Below are 18,338 nucleotides of genomic sequence, written 5' to 3' on the forward strand. Positions count from 1 at the left end.
CGGGCAGGACGAAGTGTGATGAAACTCACGGACGCTGGCGATGCCATGGTTCTACCATTTGGCCCTTGCAACGCTTCCCTGAAGCTGGAAACGCGAAGTACCGGGCATGTCTGGCAGGTCGAAGGGAATGCACAGGGACGAACGCATAACGGCGATCGCCGCGATGTTCGATTGCGCGCCCGCGCTGGCTGCGCAAGTAGAGCCATCGATGCAGGCGGTATCGTTCGCTCACAAGGCGGTGCTTGCCCATCAGGGCGATAGCTCCGAACATTGCTGGCTGGTGATCGGCGGCACCGTGCATATCCAGGTCAACGGCATCGACGGACAGCGCGTGCAACTGGCCTACCACGGGCCAGGCGAATTCTTCGGGGCCTATCCCGAACCGGCCACCCACCGCGCGGACATGGTGGCGCATGGCGCGGTCGATTTGCTGCGCATTCGCTGCACCGAACTGGCGGCGCTGGCTCACAGCCAGCCAGCGCTGGCGGCGGGCCTGGCCAGACGGTTGGCGCGCCAGCTCGATCTGTCGCTGGACCGGATGGCCGCGCAGACCACGCTTTCGGCGCCAGGGCGCATCCATGCGGAATTGCTGCGGCTGGCGGATGCGGACTATCGCATCGTGCCGGCGCCCCAGATCACCGCGCTGGCGCTCAACGCCAATACCGCGCGCGAAACCGCATCGCGCGCGGTCAGCGCGCTGGAACGGCGGGGAATCGTGGAAAGGTCCGAGCGAGGCCTGACCATTCTGGCCCCGCGCATGTTGCGCGATATGATCTACTGACCGGGGGCCGGTCGCGCGGCCTTAGCGGACCGCCAGCAGCCCCAACGCCAGATCCCCCTGCGCCGAAGCGATCTGGCCGAAGTTTTCGCAGTGCAGGTCCGGCGCGTGCAGGGTGAGCGCCAGCGCCAGCGAACGGGACACCGGAACCTGTCCCGGCAGCCCCGCGCCAGCCACGCGCACCGCCGTTTCCAACCGCTGCGTGGCGTTCCCGGCCGGATCGTAGGCGCCATAGGTCGCGCCCAGCGTGCGGCCGTGCAGCGTCACGTCCGCCAGCGCGATGCGCGCCGCCGCGACCGGATCGTCGAACCGCGCGATGGTGAACGCGCCGTGTCGGACCAGCGCCGCGCCGGCGTGGGCAAAATGGTCCGCCTGTTCGCCGTCGGGCACGGCGACAAGCGCCTCACGGGCGAAAGTGGGCGGGGGGCTGGCCGTGGTGCCGCTGCGCTCGAGCGAGACTCGTTCGATGGGCAGACCCCGATCGCGCCAGGCGGCGTCCAGCAGCGAACCTTGCGCGCGGGTGCCATCGCCCAGCCGCAGGGCCACGGCATGGCTTTCGAGCTGGCGAGCATGGCGGATCGCGCAGCCCATCGCCATCTCGTCGCCGACATAGATGCCCGATTGCGAAACCGCGTCCAGCGTCTCGATGGTTTCCACCGAGGCGGCAGCATCGAGAATGGCGTCGAAACGCGCTTCCCAATGCGTGCCGAAGCTGGAGACCGAATCGTGCCGGAAGCCCTCGATCGTGGCGGGCAGCATCACGTGGAGTTCCACGTCGCGTTCGAGCAGCGCTTCGGCCACCATGATGTCCGCTCCCGCGGCCAGCGCACCGAAGGCGAAGCCGGGCCGGATGCGGTCCACCGCCTCTGCGATCCGTTCGGGCGATTGCGTCTGGTCGGGCGCGACGTGGATGATCCCGCTGAAATGCAGGCTGGCGGGCGGGCGATAGGCGTCCAGCCAGTCCGCCGGCTGTTCCAGCACGGTCATGATCAGCCGGAAATGCCGCAGGGTGGAGGCGTGATCCTCCCACGCGCGCGGGGCCTGCCGGACGGCCTGCGCCAGCACCGCCTGGCCCTTGTCGATCTCGCCCAGCAGCAAGAAGGCTTCCGCGCGCGTGGCGTGCAGCCAATAGGCGGTTTCGGGTTCGTGATCGCCCGCATCGAGCATGGTCAGGACGCGGGTTGCCAGGATCGCCGCGTCCTTGCGGTTGCCTTCGAGCAACGCGATCGTCGCGGCATTGATCAGCGGATACGTCGCCGGCATCATCGCCGCGGCCGAGAGATAGGCCTGCCGCGCCGCACCCAGCAGCCGCGCGCGTTCCGCCGTCGACGGCGCGGAAAGGCCCCGGTCCTTCAGCAGGCGGCCTTTCAGCGTCAGCGTATCGGGATGCCGATCGCCTTCCAGCGCGGCATCGGTGAACATCTGCCACGCCCGCATCGTATCGCCGCTGCGGGCAAGCCGTCTGATGATCGGGATTTTTGAATTGTGCACGGCTTGCCCAGCTTTCCTTGCGGGGTTTCAGTTCAGCTTCGGCGGCGGGTTCTTGATGTCGGGATCGATGCTCATCCCGATCCAGCGCGGTCCCCTGCGGCTTTTCTGCAGCAGATCGATGTTCACGTTGAAGGCGTGCGTGGTGCCGAACTTGCCGCCCTTGTTGAAGCGCGCCACGAAGCGGACGATCTTGTAGCGATCCAGCTTCTCGTCGTAGCCGTCGTATTCGAGATTGCCATAGAATGCGCCGAGATTGGCATCCTTCATGGTGATGGCGTCGAATGCCTTCGAGAAGAACAGCTGGTCGCCCTTCAGCACGATCTCGACCATCGTGTCCTCGGTGATCGCGATGTAGTCCTGCGCTTCCTGGCCATCCTGGTCCATCTTGAGCACGATTGCGCCGTTGCGGGCATAGAGGCTGATCGTGAAGGTCAGCGCCTTGCCCGCCGCCGTGCGCAGCGCGGGATCGTGGGGAAGCGCGTATTGCGCGGGGGAACATTGCGACATGTTACTTCTCCGTTTTCAGATCGGGAAAACTTTGCAGGATGCGCAGCCGCCAGGTCAGCCAGTCGCGGTTGTCGGGATCGGTCGCGATCAGCCGGTTCGCGGCCTGCATGGCCTGTTCTGCGGGGCTACGCGCGCCGGCCTTGTCGCCAAGATCCCGAAGCAGCGTCGCCATCGAATAGCGCGAAAGCATCCAGTCCTGCCGATAGGCGGCATTGGCCGGATCGATGCGCAGCAGATCGTCCATGATCACGGCCTGCTGCTGGCGTTCCGCCAGCGCGTCGCGCTTGTTTCCGGCGGCGTTGAGCGCATCGGCCAGCCAGGCATGGCGGTTGGCGAGATCGGCCTTGATGCCAGCATCGCGCGGGTGGGAGCGCGCGGCCTGCTCCATCGCGGCGAGCGCGCTGCGGCAGGCGTCGAGCCCGGCCTGCGGGCGCGCCTGCTCCGCCAGTTCCAGCGAACAGATATTGCCCTGCGCGTAACCCAGCTCGCGCAGCGCACCGGCATCCCCAGGCTGCAGCTTCACCAGCTTTTCGGCCAGCGCGCGATAGGCGGTGAAATGCGGGCGCGCGGCGGCATAGCGGTTGCGCTGGTAGTCGGTATAGCCGATCCAGAACTCGCTTTGCGCGTGCGCGAACACGCGCTGGGGATCGTTCGGCATTTCCGCCAGCAGTGCGCCAGTGGCGCGGTGCGCCTCGCTGAACTCCATCAGCGCGGCGTCCATCCGTCCGCGTTTCTGGTCATCCTCGCCCATCGCCTGCAGGACGCGGGCGCGCCGGTCGAGCGATCCGGCGGGCAATCCATCAAGATCGCCCTGTGCGGCATAGTAATCCAGCGCGCGCGTGTTGACGGATTCCAGCACGTCGAGCCGCCCCACTCCTTCCAGCCTTGTCCGCAGGTCTGTCAGCATGAACTCGATCAGCCCTTCGGCCTGTTGCCTTTGCCGGTCTGCCTCGTTGCGCGCGTTGATCGCCACGAACAGGAGCGTGGACAGCACTACAACGGTCAGGGCGGAAACAAGCGTGATGGCCGTCACGCGGCGCAGCTGCCGCTGCGCGTCGCGCTGCACCAGTTCGTCCAGGCCGATGCCGGTCAATCCGGCAACAAGGCGCAGCCGGGCCAGCTTGCCATCGCCGATCCGACGGAAGTCGGCGGCCGCCGGTTCGCGGACCGCTTCTCCACTTTCCCGGTCGGCAGCCGGGTCGGTCAGACTGGGCGGAAACGCGTCGTCCGGATCACCGTGAAGCAGCCCTGCCAGAATCGGGCGATCCGGATGCTTTTCGCGGAAATAGCGGATTTCCTGATCGACCCAGCGTGAACGCCGCGCTTCCGGCGAACAGAGCACGATCAGGCAGGCCGAAGCCGCCAGCGCGTTGCGGACTTCCTCGTTCAGATCGCTGGACGCGGGCAGTTCGTTGCGATCGCGGAAGATCGGCGTCAGCCGGCGCGGCACCTTGCCACGCGGCGTTTCCAGCCCCACCAGCCGGGGGGGGATGCGGTACGTTTCCAGCCAGCGGTGCAGCCGCGCGGCCGCCAGCGTATCGGCATGGCTATAGCTCAGGAAGGCGCGATAGCGCGGCTGCTCGTTTGCGGAACTGGCCTCCGGCGGGGCAGTCATCGATCACTCCAGCGGACAGGCTTGCAGACACAGGGCCAAAGGCTGCCGAGATGTATACTCAGGCAACGCCCTTAGACAATTGTCGCGGCCGCTGGTGTGATCGATGCCGCAGCCGGCGGGTCAGCCTATCCCGGGCACAGCCTCCGGCACGGCGGCATCGCTTTCGAAGCTGGCGACCGGATAGGCGCAGTAGTCCGCCGCGTACCACGCGCCGGGGCGGTGGTTGCCCGATTCGCCCAGCCCGCCGAACGGCATGTTCGCCGCCGCGCCGGTGGTCGGGCGGTTGCGGTTGATCACGCCGGCGCGCGCGAAGTCGAGATAGTGTTCCCACTTCGCGTCATCGCCGGTGATCAGCCCGGCGGAGAGGCCATAGGCGGTGGCGTTGGCGGCGGTGATCGCCTGCTCGAAATCGCCCACGCGGCGCACGAACAGCACGGGCGCGAAGATTTCCTCGTCGGGCACGTCCACGCCGGTCACGTCATAGAGCGCGGGCTTGACGAAGCTGCCCGGCCGGCCGGCGATCCCGGTGAAGCGCCGCAGCGGCCGCGCCCCCATCCGCTCGATCGCGCCGACCATGTCGAGCGCGCGTTCGGCGGCCTGAACCGAAACCAGCGGCCCCATGAAAGCATCGCCCGCGTCGGACCACGCAGCCACCGGCAAGCGGTCGATCAGCGCGGCCAGCGCCTCGATGAAGGCATCGCCCGTCGCGCCTTCGGGCACGATCAGCCGGCGCGCGCAGGAACAGCGCTGGCCGGTGGTGATGAAGGTGGACATCGCGATCACGCGCGCCACGGCTTCGGGATCGCCATCCCACGCGATCAGCGGGTTGTTGCCGCCCAGTTCCAGCGCCAGCATCACGTGCGGCCGGTCGATGAAGGCGCGGCGGAAGGCGCGGCCGGCGGCGGAGGAGCCGGTGAACAGCAGCCCGTCGATATCGCCCCCGATCAGCGCCGCGCCGGTTTCGCGCGCGCCTTGCGCCAGTTGCAGCACGCCATCGGGCAGGCCCGCCTCGGCCCAGGCGCGGGCCATGACCTCGCCGGTCCACGGCGCGATTTCGGACGGCTTGAACACCACCGTGTTGCCCGCCAGCAGCGCCGGCACGATGTGTCCGTTGGGCAGATGGCCGGGGAAGTTGTAGGGGCCGAGCACCGCCATCACGCCGTGCGGGCGGTGGCGCAGCACCGCACGGCCGAACGCGGTGGCGCTTTCGCGCGTGCCGGCGCGTTCGGCCTGCGCCGCGATCGATACCTCGACCTTGCCGGCCATCGATGCGGCTTCGGTCTTGCTTTCCCACAGCAGCTTGCCGGTCTCGCGCGAGATCGTCTCGGCGATCGTGCCAGCGTTCGCCTTCAGGTAATCGGCATAGCGCCGGGCCACGGCGATGCGTTCGTCCAGCGGCGTGCGCGACCAGCCGGGCAGCGCGGCGCGGGCGCGCTCGACCATTGCGGCGGCTTCCGCCGGCGCGGTGACGGCGCCTTCCCACACGGTTTCGCCGGTTGCGGGATCGATCGACTGGAGCATTTCGGCCATGTTCGCGTCCTTCAGGCCCGGACCAGGATCTGGCTGCCGGCATCGAGGCCGAGCATCCGGGCGGTGGAAGCCGGAATGTGGGCATTCCCGTCGCAAATGTCGACGGGGGCGTGAGTCACGCGGAAGCGCTCGATGGCGTCGTTGGCGACAAGCCGTGACGGTGCGGCGGCGACGTTGTCGTTGACGGCTACGGTGCAGGGCGTGGTTCGGCGGATCGTGTCGATCTTGTCGCGCGCGCAGGTCACCGTTGGTCCGCCGTCGAACACGTCGACCAGGCCGGTCCAGCTGAAGCCTTCGCTTTCCAGCATCTTGCGCGCGGCGCGGCCGTCGGGATGGACTTCTCCGATCACGTCGCGCGCGAACGGTTCGATCAGTTCCAGGTAGATCGGGTGACGCGGGGCCAGATCGACCAGAAACTGCCCGTTGCTGGCGGTGATCATGCGGTCCGCTTCCTCGAAGGGCAGGCGGAAGAACTTGGCGGAAACGCCTTCCCAGAACGGGCTTTCGCCTTCCCAGTCGAACCAGCCGCGCAGCTCGGAAACGATCTTGTCGGCAAAGCGGTCGCGCGCCGCCGCGATCAGCATGTAGCGCGATGCCGCCAGCAGTGTGCCGTTGCCGCCGCCGCGATGCTCGGGGTGGACGAACAGCGAGCCGACCTCGCTGGCTCCGGCGCATTCGTTGACCAGCACCAGCGCCTCGTGCTCGAAGTTCACGCCGGCGGCGTTCGAATGCTGCGCCAGCTTGACCACGCGGAACGAGAAGTGCGGGCGCGCCACGCCGATCGCCCCGCGCACCGAGGCGACGCCGATCACCTGCCCGGTGTCGCTTTCCTCCAGCATCAGCGTGTACCACGCTTCCGCCGCCGGCACGGCGCCGGCGAAGCTGGCGGCCGACAGCGCCAGCCGGTTGCCGAGCGTGTCAGCGCATTGGGGCAGACTGGTCAGCCCCGGACCGCTCAGACGGGCCAGTTCGAGCAGGGCGTCGAGATCGGCTTCGGTGCCGGGGCGAACGATGCGGCCCATGGCGGTCAGGCCACTTCCGGAACGCGCGCGTTCCAGGCCGCGAAGGTGGCGTCGAGCTTGGCGAGCGCCTCGTCGGCTTCGTCCTCGCTGATGATCAGCGGCGGCAGCAGGCGGATGCAGTTTTCGCCGCCGCCGGCCACCAGCAGGCCCTGTTCGCGCGCGGCGGCCATCATCTCGCGGTTGTTGGGCTTCAGCTTCACGCCCACCAGCAAGCCCTTGCCGCGCACTTCCTCGACGATGTCCGGATAGCGTTCGATCATCGCGCGCAGGCCGCTGGACAGCCGATCGCCCACCGCGCGCACATGGGCGAGCAGCGCTTCATCGGCGATCAGGTCGAACGCCTTGGCCGCCACCGCCATGGCCAGCGGATTGCCGCCGAAGGTGGAACCGTGCGTGCCGAAGACCATGCCCTTGGCGGCTTCCGCGCTGGCCAGGCACGCGCCCACCGGGAAGCCGCCGCCCAGCGCCTTGGCCACGGCCATGATGTCCGGCTCGCAGCCGTCGAACCACTGGTGCGCGAACAGCTTGCCGGTACGGCCCATGCCGCTCTGCACTTCGTCGTAGATCAGCAGCACGCCGGCTTCGGTGCAGCGCTTGCGCACGTTGGTCAGCCATTCGCCGCTGAGCGCGCGCGCACCGCCTTCACCCTGCACCGGCTCCACGATCAGCGCGGCCGTGGTGGGAGAGGCGATGGCCTTCTCGATCGCGGCCATGTCGTCGACATGCAACTGGATGAAGCCGGGCAGGCGCGGGCCGAAGCCGTCGAGATAGGCGGCGTTGCCCGAAGCGTTGACGGCGGCATAGGTGCGGCCGTGGAACGAACCGGCGAACCCGATCACGTCGATGCGTTCGCTTTGGCCGTTGACGTGGTGATAGCGCCGCGCCGTCTTGATCGCGCACTCGATCGCTTCGGAGCCGGAATTGCCGAAGAACACCACATCGGCAAAGGTCGCGCCGGTCAGGCGGTCGGCCAGTTCTTCCTGCCCCGGAATGCGAAAGATGTTGGAGACGTGCCACAGCTTGTCGGCCTGCGCCTTCAGCGCGGCGACCAGCGCCGGATGGCAGTGGCCCAGGCCATTGGTGGCGATGCCGGCCACGCAATCGAGGAACACGCGGCCGTCGCGCGCGTGCAGGCGCACGCCTTCGCCGCGTTCGACTTCGATCGGGGCGCGGTTGTAAACCGTCATCAGGTGGTCGCTCATGCCTGTTCCTCCGGTTGCTGGGTCACGTATGCTCAGGCCGCGCGCGTCATCGTGAAGATGCCGGTCGCGTTGGCGCTGTCGAAGCTGAGATCGAGTTTGCGCGACAGCGGTTCGCGATCGCGCGTGATGAATTCGTAGAACGATCCGGGCACTTCGCGTTCCACGCCGCGCCCTTGGGCATCGCGGAAGAAGCGCAGCACCGGATCGGCGCGGAACGCGGTCTGGCGCACGCGGCCGTTGGCGGAAACCTCCACGCGGTCCTTGATCGGGCGGCCAAGGGCACGCTGCTGCCCCGCCACTTGCTCGACATCGTCGACCCGGTCGGTCACGTGGTTGAAGGCGTTACCCTCGGTCGCGATCCATGCCGCCTCGGCGGATTGGCTCAGCAGGGCTTCGTAGTCGGCCAGCGCCGGCATGGCGTGCTGACGATCGAACGCCGCCAGGATCGTGCGCAAGGCGGGCAGGGCATCGGTCAGCGGCACCACGCCTTCGCTGGCGAAACGGGCGAGTACCGCCTTCGCCTGATCGTCCAGCGGATCGTGGCTGCTGTCGAACACGCGGTGCGCGGCGGCGCCGAACGCGCCGTCGAACTGGCCCACGTCCAGCTCGCTGACGAAGAACTGCGGCACGTTCTCGGGATCGCCCAGATGGCGGAAGGCGAAGCCGGTCATGCGCAGGCGGGGAAGGGGATAGACCGCCGCCACGCGATAGCCCAGTGGTTCCAGAATGCGGCGGAAGGCGTCGATCCCGCCCGGCAGCGCGCCGGTCGCGCTCGACGGGAAGCGGACGGTGCGCAGCGCGCCGTGATCGAAGCGGATGCGGTCGCCCGCCGCGATGCGGTCGGCCACGTAGGCCCGGCCGGAAGGCACGCGCTCCAGCAGATCGGCGAACAGCGCGGCGTTCATGGCCCAGGTGAAGTCCAGCCGCGATGCCATTCCGGCGGGCGCGCCGGTGGATTCGGGAAGATGGGCGATGCGCGCCAGCGTTTCCTGCGCCGCCGCTGGCCCGACCAGGCCTTCGACCAGCCGGGCAATCGCCGTATCATGCATATCGATCATCTTTCCTTGCGCCGAATGCCCTTAAATGCCAGCTTCACAAAAGGATCGGAAAAGACATTTCATCATCTTCTCATGACGGATCATCATCAGGAGGCCCGGCGCAAGGAACTGCCGCCACTGCCCGCGCTGGCCAGTTTCCTCGCCGCGATCGAAACCAGCAATTTTTCGCAGACGGGGCAGCGCCTTGCGCTCACCCAAAGCGCGGTCAGCCGCCAGATCGCCTTGCTGGAAGACTGGCTGCAGGTGAAGCTGTTCGAACGGAAAGGCCGGCGCGTGGTGCCGACCGCCGCCGCGCTGGCCTATGCCGAAGCGATCGGCCCGGCGGTCGACCGTATCCGCTCCGCCACGCGCCGCGCGCTGCAGCCGCCGCAGGACGCGGCACTGTCGATCGCGACGCTGCCCAGCTTCGGGATGCGCTGGCTGGCGCCGCGCCTGCCCGATCTCAGCGCGCACTATCCGGACATGCTGGTCAACCTTGCCGCGCGGTCCAGCCCGTTCGATTTCGCCGACGAAGGCTTTGATGCCGCGATCCACTTCGGCCTGCCGGACTGGCCCGGCGCGGAACACGCGCTGCTGTTCCGGGAAGACGTGGTGGCCGTCTGCTCCCCCGCATGGCTGGCGGCGCATCCGCTGGAGCAGCCCGCCGATCTGGTCGGCAAGACGTTGCTCAGCCTCGATTCCCGGCGCGATTCCTGGTCGCGCTGGTTCGCGGCGGCCGGTGTCCCGGCCAAGGGGCCGCCGGCGGGGCCATTTTACGAACACTTCCTGATGCTGTCGCACGCCGCCGCCGCCGGGCTGGGCGTGGCGCTGGTGCCGCGCTTTCTGATCGTGCCCGAGCTGGAAAGCGGCGCGCTGGTGGCGCCGTTCGACCTCGTGCTGACGGCCGAGGAAGCCTACTACCTCGTCTGGCCAATCGACCGGCCGGTCAGCCGGATGCTCGACCAGTTCCGCGCATGGCTGCTGCACGCGGCGGAGGGTTCCTGACGTCCCTCGCTCAGAACCCGTACACCATGGTGAAGCGGGTCACAGTATCGGTTTTCTTGAAGCCGGCCGGCGGATTGCTGTTGTTGGTGATCTGGTAGGATACCCGCGCCGACAGGGCGTTGCTGAGTTTGGCGGACAGCGAGGTCAGCGAGTTGAGATTGGTGTTGTCGCGGCTGTAAAGCGCGTTGGCGTCTTCGGTCAGCGTCAGCGTGCGCGAAATCGCCCAGCGCGCGTTGAGCGCGGCGAGGCCCGTCAGGTCGCTGGCGGCCGGTTCGCCGATGTAGCTGGTCTTGCGCCAGGCCGGGCCGGCCTTCACGTCCACGGTGAAATTCGGCTGCGCGATCACGCGATAGCCGAGGCCGCCGGAAAGCGTGGTGCGCGAGGTGAAGCCGGCGAAGCGGTCGCGCTCGTACTGCGCCAGGCCATAGGCGAACAGGCGTTCGTTGAAGCGGTAGTTCGGTTCGAACGCGAACAGCATCTGGTTGCGGCTGGTCTGCCCATTGTTGCGCTGGTAATCGGCCAGCGCGCGCAGGCTGAAGCGCCAGCGCAGGCTTTCCCGGGTCAGCCCCAGCCCGGCGGTGAGGCCGACGGTGGTGGCATTGCCCGATGATTGCGTCGCGCCGATCTGGCCTTCGCCCTTCCAGCCCTCCAGCAGGCCCAGATGGCGCAGCTTCTCTTCCTTGGCGGCGGCGATCTGCGCGCGGTGGTCGCCGATCGTCCGGTCGATCTCCGCCGCGTCGGCCGGACTCGCCTGCTTCAGGTATTTCGCGATCGTGTCGATATCGGCGTCGTTGCCGCTGGCGATCGCGGCGTCCAGCATGGAGCGCAGCTGGGGCGCGAGTTCGGCATGGGCGGTGCCGGCGGCCAGCAGGGCCGTGCCGGCGAGAAGAAACGACGCTGTGCGCATAGAGCCTCGGCTGCATGACGGATCGGGACTGCGCACAAAGTCCCGATCCCTGCCGGCGTCAATTTGGGGACTGGACCGAAGTGCCGAGCATCGGCGCGAACCTGCTCCATTACGGCAGGGTCCGCGTCGGGCGCGCCGGCTCAGCCCGTCCAATCAGCCCTTGGGCGCACCATAGGGCATCCGGCATTCGTAGCTGCCGGCCAGTTCCGCATCGCCGCCGGTATAGTGGGCATAGGACGGCCACGGGCACATCGGACGCTGGCGCGAAGGCTGGCTGGAGCGCCAGCTTAGCACCGCTTCGGGCGTCCGGCCCTGTTCCACCCAGGCGACCACCGCGCCGAGCAGGTCGAAATCGTCGAAGGAATCGCCACCCCGGCAATGCCCCATGCCCGGCACCATGTAGAACCGGCTGGCATCGCGCCAGGCCGCGCCGTTCGCGGCGGAGGCGCGCTGCCAGTAGTTCAGCGTATCGAACGCGGAAAACCACGGATCGCTGACACCGTGGTAGAACAGGATCTTGCCGCCGCGCCCGAGGAAGGTGTTGAGGTTGGTCCAGCTATCGGTATCGGTCAGGCGCTGGCTGGCATTGGCCCGGATCGCCTGGATGCGCGCGTCTACGTCGATGGCCAGATCGCGATTGGCCGGGCCGAACACGCCCGGCTTGCCGGTGGGCAGGAAGCCGGGAAGGCGGCCCTCGGTATTGGTAATCCCGGTGTCATAGGGATAGGGCGCGTAGAGCGAGGCGCCCGCCTTGTCGCGCGGGGCGGTGAACGCGCGCTGGATCGCGGTGACTTGCGCGGGCTTGAGGCAATCCGCCTTCTGTCCCTTGTGGCAGGCCAGCCGGCTTGCGTCGAAGCGGCATTGCGCCACGTTCATGATCATGCCGTCGTCCAGGCCATCCAGCCCGTCGCACTGGGCGAGCAGCCCCTTCTTCAGCACCGCGCGGTCCGCGTCGGAGAAGATGCGTTCGACCAGCGGCTTGCCCCCGCTATCGCGCGGGGCGGCCTGGTTGAACTGCACGGCGGCCCAGCTCAGTGCCAGGTTGGAATTGCCGGTGCGCATCGCCGGCGCGCCCACCACGATGCCGTCGAACAGTTCGGGAAAACGCTGCGCCGCCAGCATCGATTCGCGCCCGCCGGTGGAACATCCCGCCATGTAGCTGTGCCCGATCGCGCGGCCATAATAGCTGGCGATGATCGCCTTGGCGGTGCGCGCCACGGTGGGGACGGCGTTTTCCGCGAAGTCCAGCGCGGCGCGCTGGTCGGCCATGAAACTGTCGTCGAACACCGCGCCCTTGTGGCCGCTGTCGTGGCTGGCCACAGCGAAGCCGCGCGCCAGCGCCGGGATGTCGCCGGCCGCCGCCGCGCCGATCGGCGGGTGGACCGTGCCGTTCAACCCGCCGCCGCCTTGCAGCAGGAAGCGGCCGTTCCAGTCGTCGGGCAGGGCCAGCGCGAAGCCGATGCCGAACGGCTTGCCTCCCGCGCCGGTGCGTTCGCCGATCACGCCTTCGATGCGGCAATGCGGCGGAATGGAACTGGCGAGCGGCGCGGCATCGGGTTCCAGACGGGTGCCGGCCGGCGTGACGCCCACCGTCCGCGCGGTCAGAATCTTGACGTCGCCGGGCAGGGTCTGGCCGGCCAGCGCGGTGCAGCGATCGGTGACGGGCGGCGGCGCCACCGCGACAGGGGCAGCGGACGGAGCGGCGGCAGGACGTGCCGCCAGCGCGTGCACGCCGGCACACAACACCGCGGTCATGCCCGTCAGGCCCAGCACTGCGCCCGAAATGCGTCTTGTCATCCGTTTCCCCCTCCACCGGTCCAGTCGTAACACCCGGTCCCCGAAGTTATCGGGTATTACGATTGGCGGGCGAAGGGCAAGCGTTCAGGCGGTTGGCGTTGCGACGATGCGCGTTCAGGCGGGAAGCGACAATTCCGCTTCCATCACCTTGCGCATCTCGAACTTCTGCGCCTTGCCGGTAACGGTCATCGCGAAGGCGCTGACGACGCGGACGTAGCGCGGCACCTTGTAGTGCGCGATGCGGCCCTTGCAGTGTGCGATCACGTCCTTTTCGCCCAGCGTTTCGCCCGGCTTGGCGATGATCCACGCGCAGACTTCCTCGCCGAACTTGGCGTCGGCCACGCCGAATACTTGCGCATCGGCGATGGCCGGGTGCGAAAGCAGGAACTCCTCGATCTCGCGCGGGTAGATGTTTTCGCCACCCCGGATGATCATGTCCTTGATCCGGCCGGTGATGCGGACATAGCCCTGCGCGTCCATCGTGGCGAGATCGCCCGAATGCATCCAGCCGTCCGCATCGATCGCCTCGGCGGTCTTTTCCGGATCGTCCCAGTAGCCCAGCATCACGGCATAGCCGCGCGAACAGTATTCGCCCTGCTGGCCGATGGGCAGCGTCTCGCCCTCAAGCCCCACGATCTTCGCCTCGGCATGCGGATGGACGCGGCCCACCGTGGCCACGCGTTCCTCGATCGGATCGTCGGTGGCGGTCTGCGTGGTCAGCGGGCTGGTTTCGGTCATGCCATAGCCGATGGTCACTTCGCGCATGTTCAGCCGTTCCATCACCTGCCGCATGGTGGTGACGGGGCAGGGGGAGCCGGCCATGATCCCGGTGCGCAGCGTCGATACGTCGTAGGCGTCGAGATCGGGCTGGTTCAGGATCGTGATGAACATGGTCGGCACGCCGTAGAGTGCGGTGCAGCCTTCGGCCTGTACCGCTTCCAGCGCCAGGCGCGGGTCATAGGCCTCGCCCGGATAGACCATCGCCGCGCCGCTGGTCAGTGCCGTCAGATTGCCCAGCACCATGCCGAAGCAGTGGTACAGCGGCACCGGGATGCAGATGCGATCGTCCGGCGTCAGCCGGATCGTGCGCCCGGTGAAGTAGCCGTTGTTCAGTATGTTGCGGTGGGTGAGCGTCGCGCCCTTGGGAAAGCCGGTGGTGCCGCTGGTGAACTGGATGTTGATCGCGTCGTTCGGGTCGAGCGTGGCATCCACGCCCGCCAGCCGCGCGGGATCGGGTTCGGCGCGCAGGTCGGCCCAGGGCATGAAGCCCTCGTGCCGTTCCTCGCCCAGCACCACGATCTGCTGCAGCAGCGGCAGCTTTTCCGCGCCCAGTTCGCGCAGCATACCCACGTAGTCGCTGGTCTTGAACCGCGCCGCGGTGACCAGCACCGTGCAGCCCACCTTGTTCAGCGCGTATTCCACTTCGGACACGCGATAGGCCGGATTGATCGTGACCAGCACCGCGCCGATGCGGGCGGAGGCGAACTGGATGACCGTCCATTCCGCGCAGTTGGGCGCCCAGATACCCACACGATCGCCCTTGCGCACGCCCAGATCGAGCAGGCCGGTGGCGATGCGGTCGGCCTCGGCGTCCAGCTCCGCCCAGGTCCAGCGGATGCCCTGGTGGCGCGAAGCCAGCGCCAGCCGGTCGCCCCACCGCCGGCCCGCTTCGCGCAGCGCGCCGCCGATCGTCGTTTCCAGAAGGGGGACATCGGTCGCCCCCCGCGTGATCGACAAGCCCTGCATCATCCTCCGCTCTTGTTTACTTCTTGATATTGATGACCTGAAGCTGGGTGTATTCGGCCAGCCCTTCCACCGACTGTTCCACGCCCAGCCCCGAATTCTTGAAGCCCGCCATCGGAATGTGCGGCCCGATGCCGACATGCTGGTTCACCCAGACCTGCCCGCTTTCGATGCGCGAGGCAATGTCCGCCGCGCGGGCCACGTCCTTCGACCACACCGATCCGCCCAGCCCGTATCCCGAAGCGTTGGCGCGGGCGATCACGTCCTCCACGTCATCGAAGCGGATCACCGGCAGGATCGGGCCGAACTGTTCCTCGTCCACGATGCGATCGCCGTCGGTCACGTCGCGCACGATCGTCGGGCGGATGAAATAACCGGCGCGTTCCATCACCTCGCCGCCGGCGATCACCTTGCCTTCCGCCTTGGCCGCGTCGAGGAAACCCTTGACCTTGTCGAACTGCATCGCGTTCTGGATCGGGCCGATCTGCGTGCCCTGCTGCAAGCCGTCGTCCACCACGGCGGCCTGCGCCAGGTTGGCCAGTTCCTCGCACATCGCGTCATAGATATCGGCGTGGACATAAGCGCGCTTCACCGCCAGGCACACCTGCCCGCAGTTGAGGAAGGCGTTGCCGAAGATCGCCTGCGCGGTTTCGCGCACGTCCACGTCCTCCAGCACGATCGCCGGGTCGTTGCCGCCCAGTTCCAGCGTCACGCGCTTGAGCGTGTCCGCGCCCGTCGCGGCGATGCGCTTGCCGGTGGCGGTCGATCCGGTGAAGCCGATCTTGGCGACATCGGGGTGCGAGGTCAGGTGCGGCCCCAGGTCGTTGGCGTCGGTGATCACGTTGACCACGCCCGCCGGGAAGATGTCGCGGCACAGCTCGCCCAGCATCAGCGCCGCGACCGGCGTTGTCGGCGCGGGCTTCAGCACGATCGCGTTGCCGGCCAGCACGGCGGGGCCGATCTTCCAGCAGGCGACCAGCAGTGGGAAGTTCCACGCGATGATCCCTACCACCACACCCAGCGGCTTGTGCTTCACCGCGATATAGCCCTCGGCATCGTCCTGGATCACGCGGTCGGGCAGTTCCAGCGTGGCGTAGTGCCGCAGGTATCCTTCGGTCCAGGCGAGTTCGCCCTGCGCCTCGGCCAGCGGCTTGCCCTGTTCCAGCGTCAGCGTGCGGGCGAATGCATCCTTCCGCGCGGCGATGGCGTCCGCCAGTTGGATCAGCTTCTTGCTGCGTTCTGCGAACGGCACCGCTGCCCAGCCCGGCACGGCGGCCTTGGCGGCGGCGATGGCCTGGTCCGCCTGCGCCGCCGAGGCGCGGGGAACCGTGGTGAAGGGCTCCCCGGTCGCCGGATTGACGACGTCCATGGTCATGTCGCCAGGGACGAGTTCGCCGCCGATCAGCAGCTTGGTATCGGTCATTTTCCTCTCCCCCGCGCTCGTGGCGCGGATTGTTGTCCCTAGAACTTGGCGCCCAGCGTCACGCCGAACGTGCGCGGGTTGCCGATGTGGTTGTAGTCGAAGCCGAAGCCCGCCAGCGGGTCCACCCGCGACGTGAAGTAGAACTTGTTGCCCAGATTCTTCGCCCAGACCGACAGCGAATAACGCCCGTCCGCCGTCTCCAGATCCACATGCCCGCCCACCAGCGCATAGGACGACTGGCGCAGGCGGGGGACGTTGATCACCTCGAAGAACTGGTTCGACTGGTACGAGAGGTCCGGATGGATCGAGAACGTCAGGGCGTCGTTCTTGAACACGGTGAAATCCACCCCGGCGTTGAAGGTCAGCGAAGGCGCGTTCGACAGGCGGCGGCCCGAAACGTCGGTGCCGCTCACGTCGCCCCGGATGATCTTGGTGGACAGCAGGCCCAGGCCACCGTGGAAGGTGAAGGTGTCGGTCGGGCGCACCGTCAGTTCCGCTTCCGCGCCATAGATGCGCGACTTGGGAATGTTGAGCAGCGTCTGCGCGGCGGTGGTGGGATCGACGTTGATGAACTGCTGGTTGCGGTAGTCGTAATAGAACGCCGCCATGTTCAGCGTGACGCGGCGGTCCCAGAACTGCGTCTTGGCGCCGACTTCGTACGAGGTGACCTTTTCGGCCTTGGCGACGCTGAGTTCCGACGGATCGAAGAACGCCTGCGCGTTGAAGCTCGGCGCGCGATAGCCCTTGCTGAAGCTGGCGTAGAGCAGATCGCCGCTCGCCAGCTTGTAATCGAAGCCGATCTTGCCCGAGACGTTGTTGTTCTTGTAGCGCAGCGCCGACGGCGGGATCAGCGTGGCGACAAGGCTGTTGTCCACGCCCAGCGCGTCGGACCGGAAGCCGCTCTGGACGCCCGTATCGTGAGTATAGCGCAACCCGCCGCGCACGGTCAGCGCATCGGTCAGCTTGTATTTCAGGTCGCTGTAGAGCGCGAAACTCTTCTTGATCTGGGTGAACTGGTTCTTGACCTTGCAGGCCAGCGGCAGCCCGTCGGCGCAATCCTGCGCGTTGATGAAGCCATCGCCGTTGACGTCCACGTCGGTCGCGATCTCGAACGTGGTCTCGTTATAGACCTTCTCACGGTTGAAATAGGCGCCCAGGATGAAATCGAACGGACCGCCGGTGTCGCTGGTCAGGCGCAGGTCCTGCGCGAACTGGCTGGCGCGGTCGTAATAGGGGATTTCCAGCAACTTCGTGGCGGTGCCGTCGGTATCCTCGCGGAAGAACAGCGTGCCCTTGTCGTAGGAGGTGATGCTGGTGATCGCCAGTGTGTCGGAGACGTCGATGTTGGTGGTCAGCGCGACCGACGTGGTGCGCGCGCGGCGGCGCTGGCTGACGTCGGAGGCGATTTCCCACTTCGACAGGCCGGGCCGCTGGACCGCTTCGGGCTGGGCATAGATGCCGTAGTTCTGCGGGTTCTGAAAGCTGGTGGAGGCACGCAGGGTGAAGCGCACGCTGTCGGTCGGTTCGAACTTCAGCGTGCCGCGCAGCGCGTATTCGCGTGTGCTGGCAAGGTCCGGCAGGCCGGGCACCACGTTCTTGAACCAGCCGTCCGCGCGCGAGAACGTGCCGGCCACGCGCAGCGCGGCCTTGTCGCCCAGCGGCACGTTGACCGCGCCGTTCACGTCCACGCGGTTGTAGTTGCCGTATCCCGCGTTGAGATAGCCGCTGGTCTCGCCCAGCTTGGCGTCGCGGCTGATGATGTTGACCGCGCCGCCGGTGGTGTTCTTGCCATAAAGCGTGCCCTGCGGCCCGCGCAGCACTTCCACGCGCTCCGGGTCATACATGGCGACGCCCAGGAAGGCGAAGTTGCCCTTGTACACTTCGTCGTAATAAGTCGCGACCGGGCTGGACTGGTTGAGGCTGTAGTCCGACATCGACACGCCGCGCAGCGCGAAGATCGGCGTGTTGTCGCCCACGATCGAGGTCAGCTGCAGGTTGGCGACCTTGGTCACCAGGCTGTCCACGCTGGTGACGCGCGATTTTTCCAGCGCGTCGCCGCCGATCGCCGAAACCGAGATCGGCACCGACTGGAGGTTTTCCGATCGCTTCGCGGCGGTGACCACGATTTCGCCCGGTGCGCTTTCGCTGCTGGTGCTGTTGCTTTGCGCCTGCGCGAAGGCCGGGGTGGCCGTGGCGGTGAAGATCGCGATCGCGCTCAGTGCGGTGTTGCGGAGAAGACGTTCCCTCATGGTATTGCTACCTCCCATTGTGATGGTGCCCC

14 protein-coding genes are annotated in these 18,338 nt (G+C 67.4%); 2 read left to right on the forward strand and 12 right to left on the reverse strand.

Annotated features, from left to right (window positions below; all coding sequences use genetic code 11):
• The first annotated feature begins 106 nt into the window (after window positions 1-106).
• Entirely contained in the window at window positions 107-781 is a 675-nt protein-coding gene (locus tag EH199_RS09255; protein WP_223806579.1) for a Crp/Fnr family transcriptional regulator, read from the forward strand.
• Window positions 782-802: 21 nt separating this feature from the next.
• On the opposite strand, the gene EH199_RS09260 is transcribed toward EH199_RS09255, so the two are convergent.
• The 7 genes from EH199_RS09260 to EH199_RS09290 all read right to left on the reverse strand — a co-directional run bounded on the left by EH199_RS09260 (window position 803) and on the right by EH199_RS09290 (window position 9,203).
• Window positions 803-2,269 (reverse strand): TRAFs-binding domain-containing protein, encoded by a 1,467-nt coding sequence (locus tag EH199_RS09260; RefSeq protein ID WP_124808976.1) that lies wholly within the window; start codon window positions 2,267-2,269, stop codon window positions 803-805.
• 27 nt (window positions 2,270-2,296) lie between these two features.
• Window positions 2,297-2,776: a nucleotide synthetase gene (locus EH199_RS09265; protein WP_124808977.1), complete on the reverse strand. Its 480-nt coding sequence runs from the start codon at window positions 2,774-2,776 to the stop codon at window positions 2,297-2,299.
• A 1-nt stretch (window position 2,777) separates the two neighbouring features.
• Window positions 2,778-4,391 (reverse strand): TIR domain-containing protein, encoded by a 1,614-nt coding sequence (locus tag EH199_RS09270; RefSeq protein ID WP_124808978.1) that lies wholly within the window; start codon window positions 4,389-4,391, stop codon window positions 2,778-2,780.
• 120 nt (window positions 4,392-4,511) lie between these two features.
• A complete protein-coding gene (astD, locus tag EH199_RS09275; RefSeq protein WP_124809065.1) occupies window positions 4,512-5,912 on the reverse strand; it encodes a succinylglutamate-semialdehyde dehydrogenase in 1,401 nt (466 codons plus the stop codon).
• 20 nt (window positions 5,913-5,932) lie between these two features.
• Window positions 5,933-6,943, reverse strand: a complete 1,011-nt coding sequence (locus tag EH199_RS09280; RefSeq protein ID WP_124808979.1) for an arginine N-succinyltransferase — start codon at window positions 6,941-6,943, stop codon at window positions 5,933-5,935.
• A 5-nt stretch (window positions 6,944-6,948) separates the two neighbouring features.
• Entirely contained in the window at window positions 6,949-8,145 is a 1,197-nt protein-coding gene (locus tag EH199_RS09285; RefSeq protein WP_223806580.1) for an aspartate aminotransferase family protein, read from the reverse strand.
• Window positions 8,146-8,177: 32 nt separating this feature from the next.
• Window positions 8,178-9,203, reverse strand: coding sequence for a 2-oxoadipate dioxygenase/decarboxylase family protein (locus EH199_RS09290; RefSeq protein WP_124808980.1), 1,026 nt, complete (start codon window positions 9,201-9,203; stop codon window positions 8,178-8,180).
• A 72-nt stretch (window positions 9,204-9,275) separates the two neighbouring features.
• Here EH199_RS09290 and EH199_RS09295 point away from each other — a divergent pair, with 72 nt between their 5' ends.
• Window positions 9,276-10,187 (forward strand): LysR substrate-binding domain-containing protein, encoded by a 912-nt coding sequence (locus EH199_RS09295; RefSeq protein WP_124808981.1) that lies wholly within the window; start codon window positions 9,276-9,278, stop codon window positions 10,185-10,187.
• Window positions 10,188-10,197: 10 nt separating this feature from the next.
• Here EH199_RS09295 and EH199_RS09300 read toward each other — a convergent pair whose 3' ends face one another.
• From EH199_RS09300 to EH199_RS09320, 5 genes are all read right to left on the reverse strand, one after another.
• The gene (locus tag EH199_RS09300) at window positions 10,198-11,094 is read right to left on the reverse strand and encodes a YdiY family protein (RefSeq protein WP_124808982.1); all 897 of its coding nucleotides are present in this window, start codon (window positions 11,092-11,094) and stop codon (window positions 10,198-10,200) included.
• A gap of 153 nt (window positions 11,095-11,247) precedes the next feature.
• Entirely contained in the window at window positions 11,248-12,891 is a 1,644-nt protein-coding gene (locus tag EH199_RS09305; protein WP_124808983.1) for a tannase/feruloyl esterase family alpha/beta hydrolase, read from the reverse strand.
• A gap of 114 nt (window positions 12,892-13,005) precedes the next feature.
• Window positions 13,006-14,637 (reverse strand): AMP-binding protein, encoded by a 1,632-nt coding sequence (locus EH199_RS09310; protein ID WP_124809067.1) that lies wholly within the window; start codon window positions 14,635-14,637, stop codon window positions 13,006-13,008.
• Between the two features lie 16 nt (window positions 14,638-14,653).
• Window positions 14,654-16,057: an aldehyde dehydrogenase family protein gene (locus EH199_RS09315; protein ID WP_124808984.1), complete on the reverse strand. Its 1,404-nt coding sequence runs from the start codon at window positions 16,055-16,057 to the stop codon at window positions 14,654-14,656.
• Between the two features lie 38 nt (window positions 16,058-16,095).
• A complete protein-coding gene (locus tag EH199_RS09320; RefSeq protein WP_124808985.1) occupies window positions 16,096-18,306 on the reverse strand; it encodes a TonB-dependent receptor in 2,211 nt (736 codons plus the stop codon).
• Between the last annotated feature and the right edge of the window lie 32 nt (window positions 18,307-18,338).

The organism is Novosphingobium sp. LASN5T, assembly GCF_003856955.1.
Taxonomy (GTDB): Bacteria; Pseudomonadota; Alphaproteobacteria; order Sphingomonadales; family Sphingomonadaceae; genus Novosphingobium.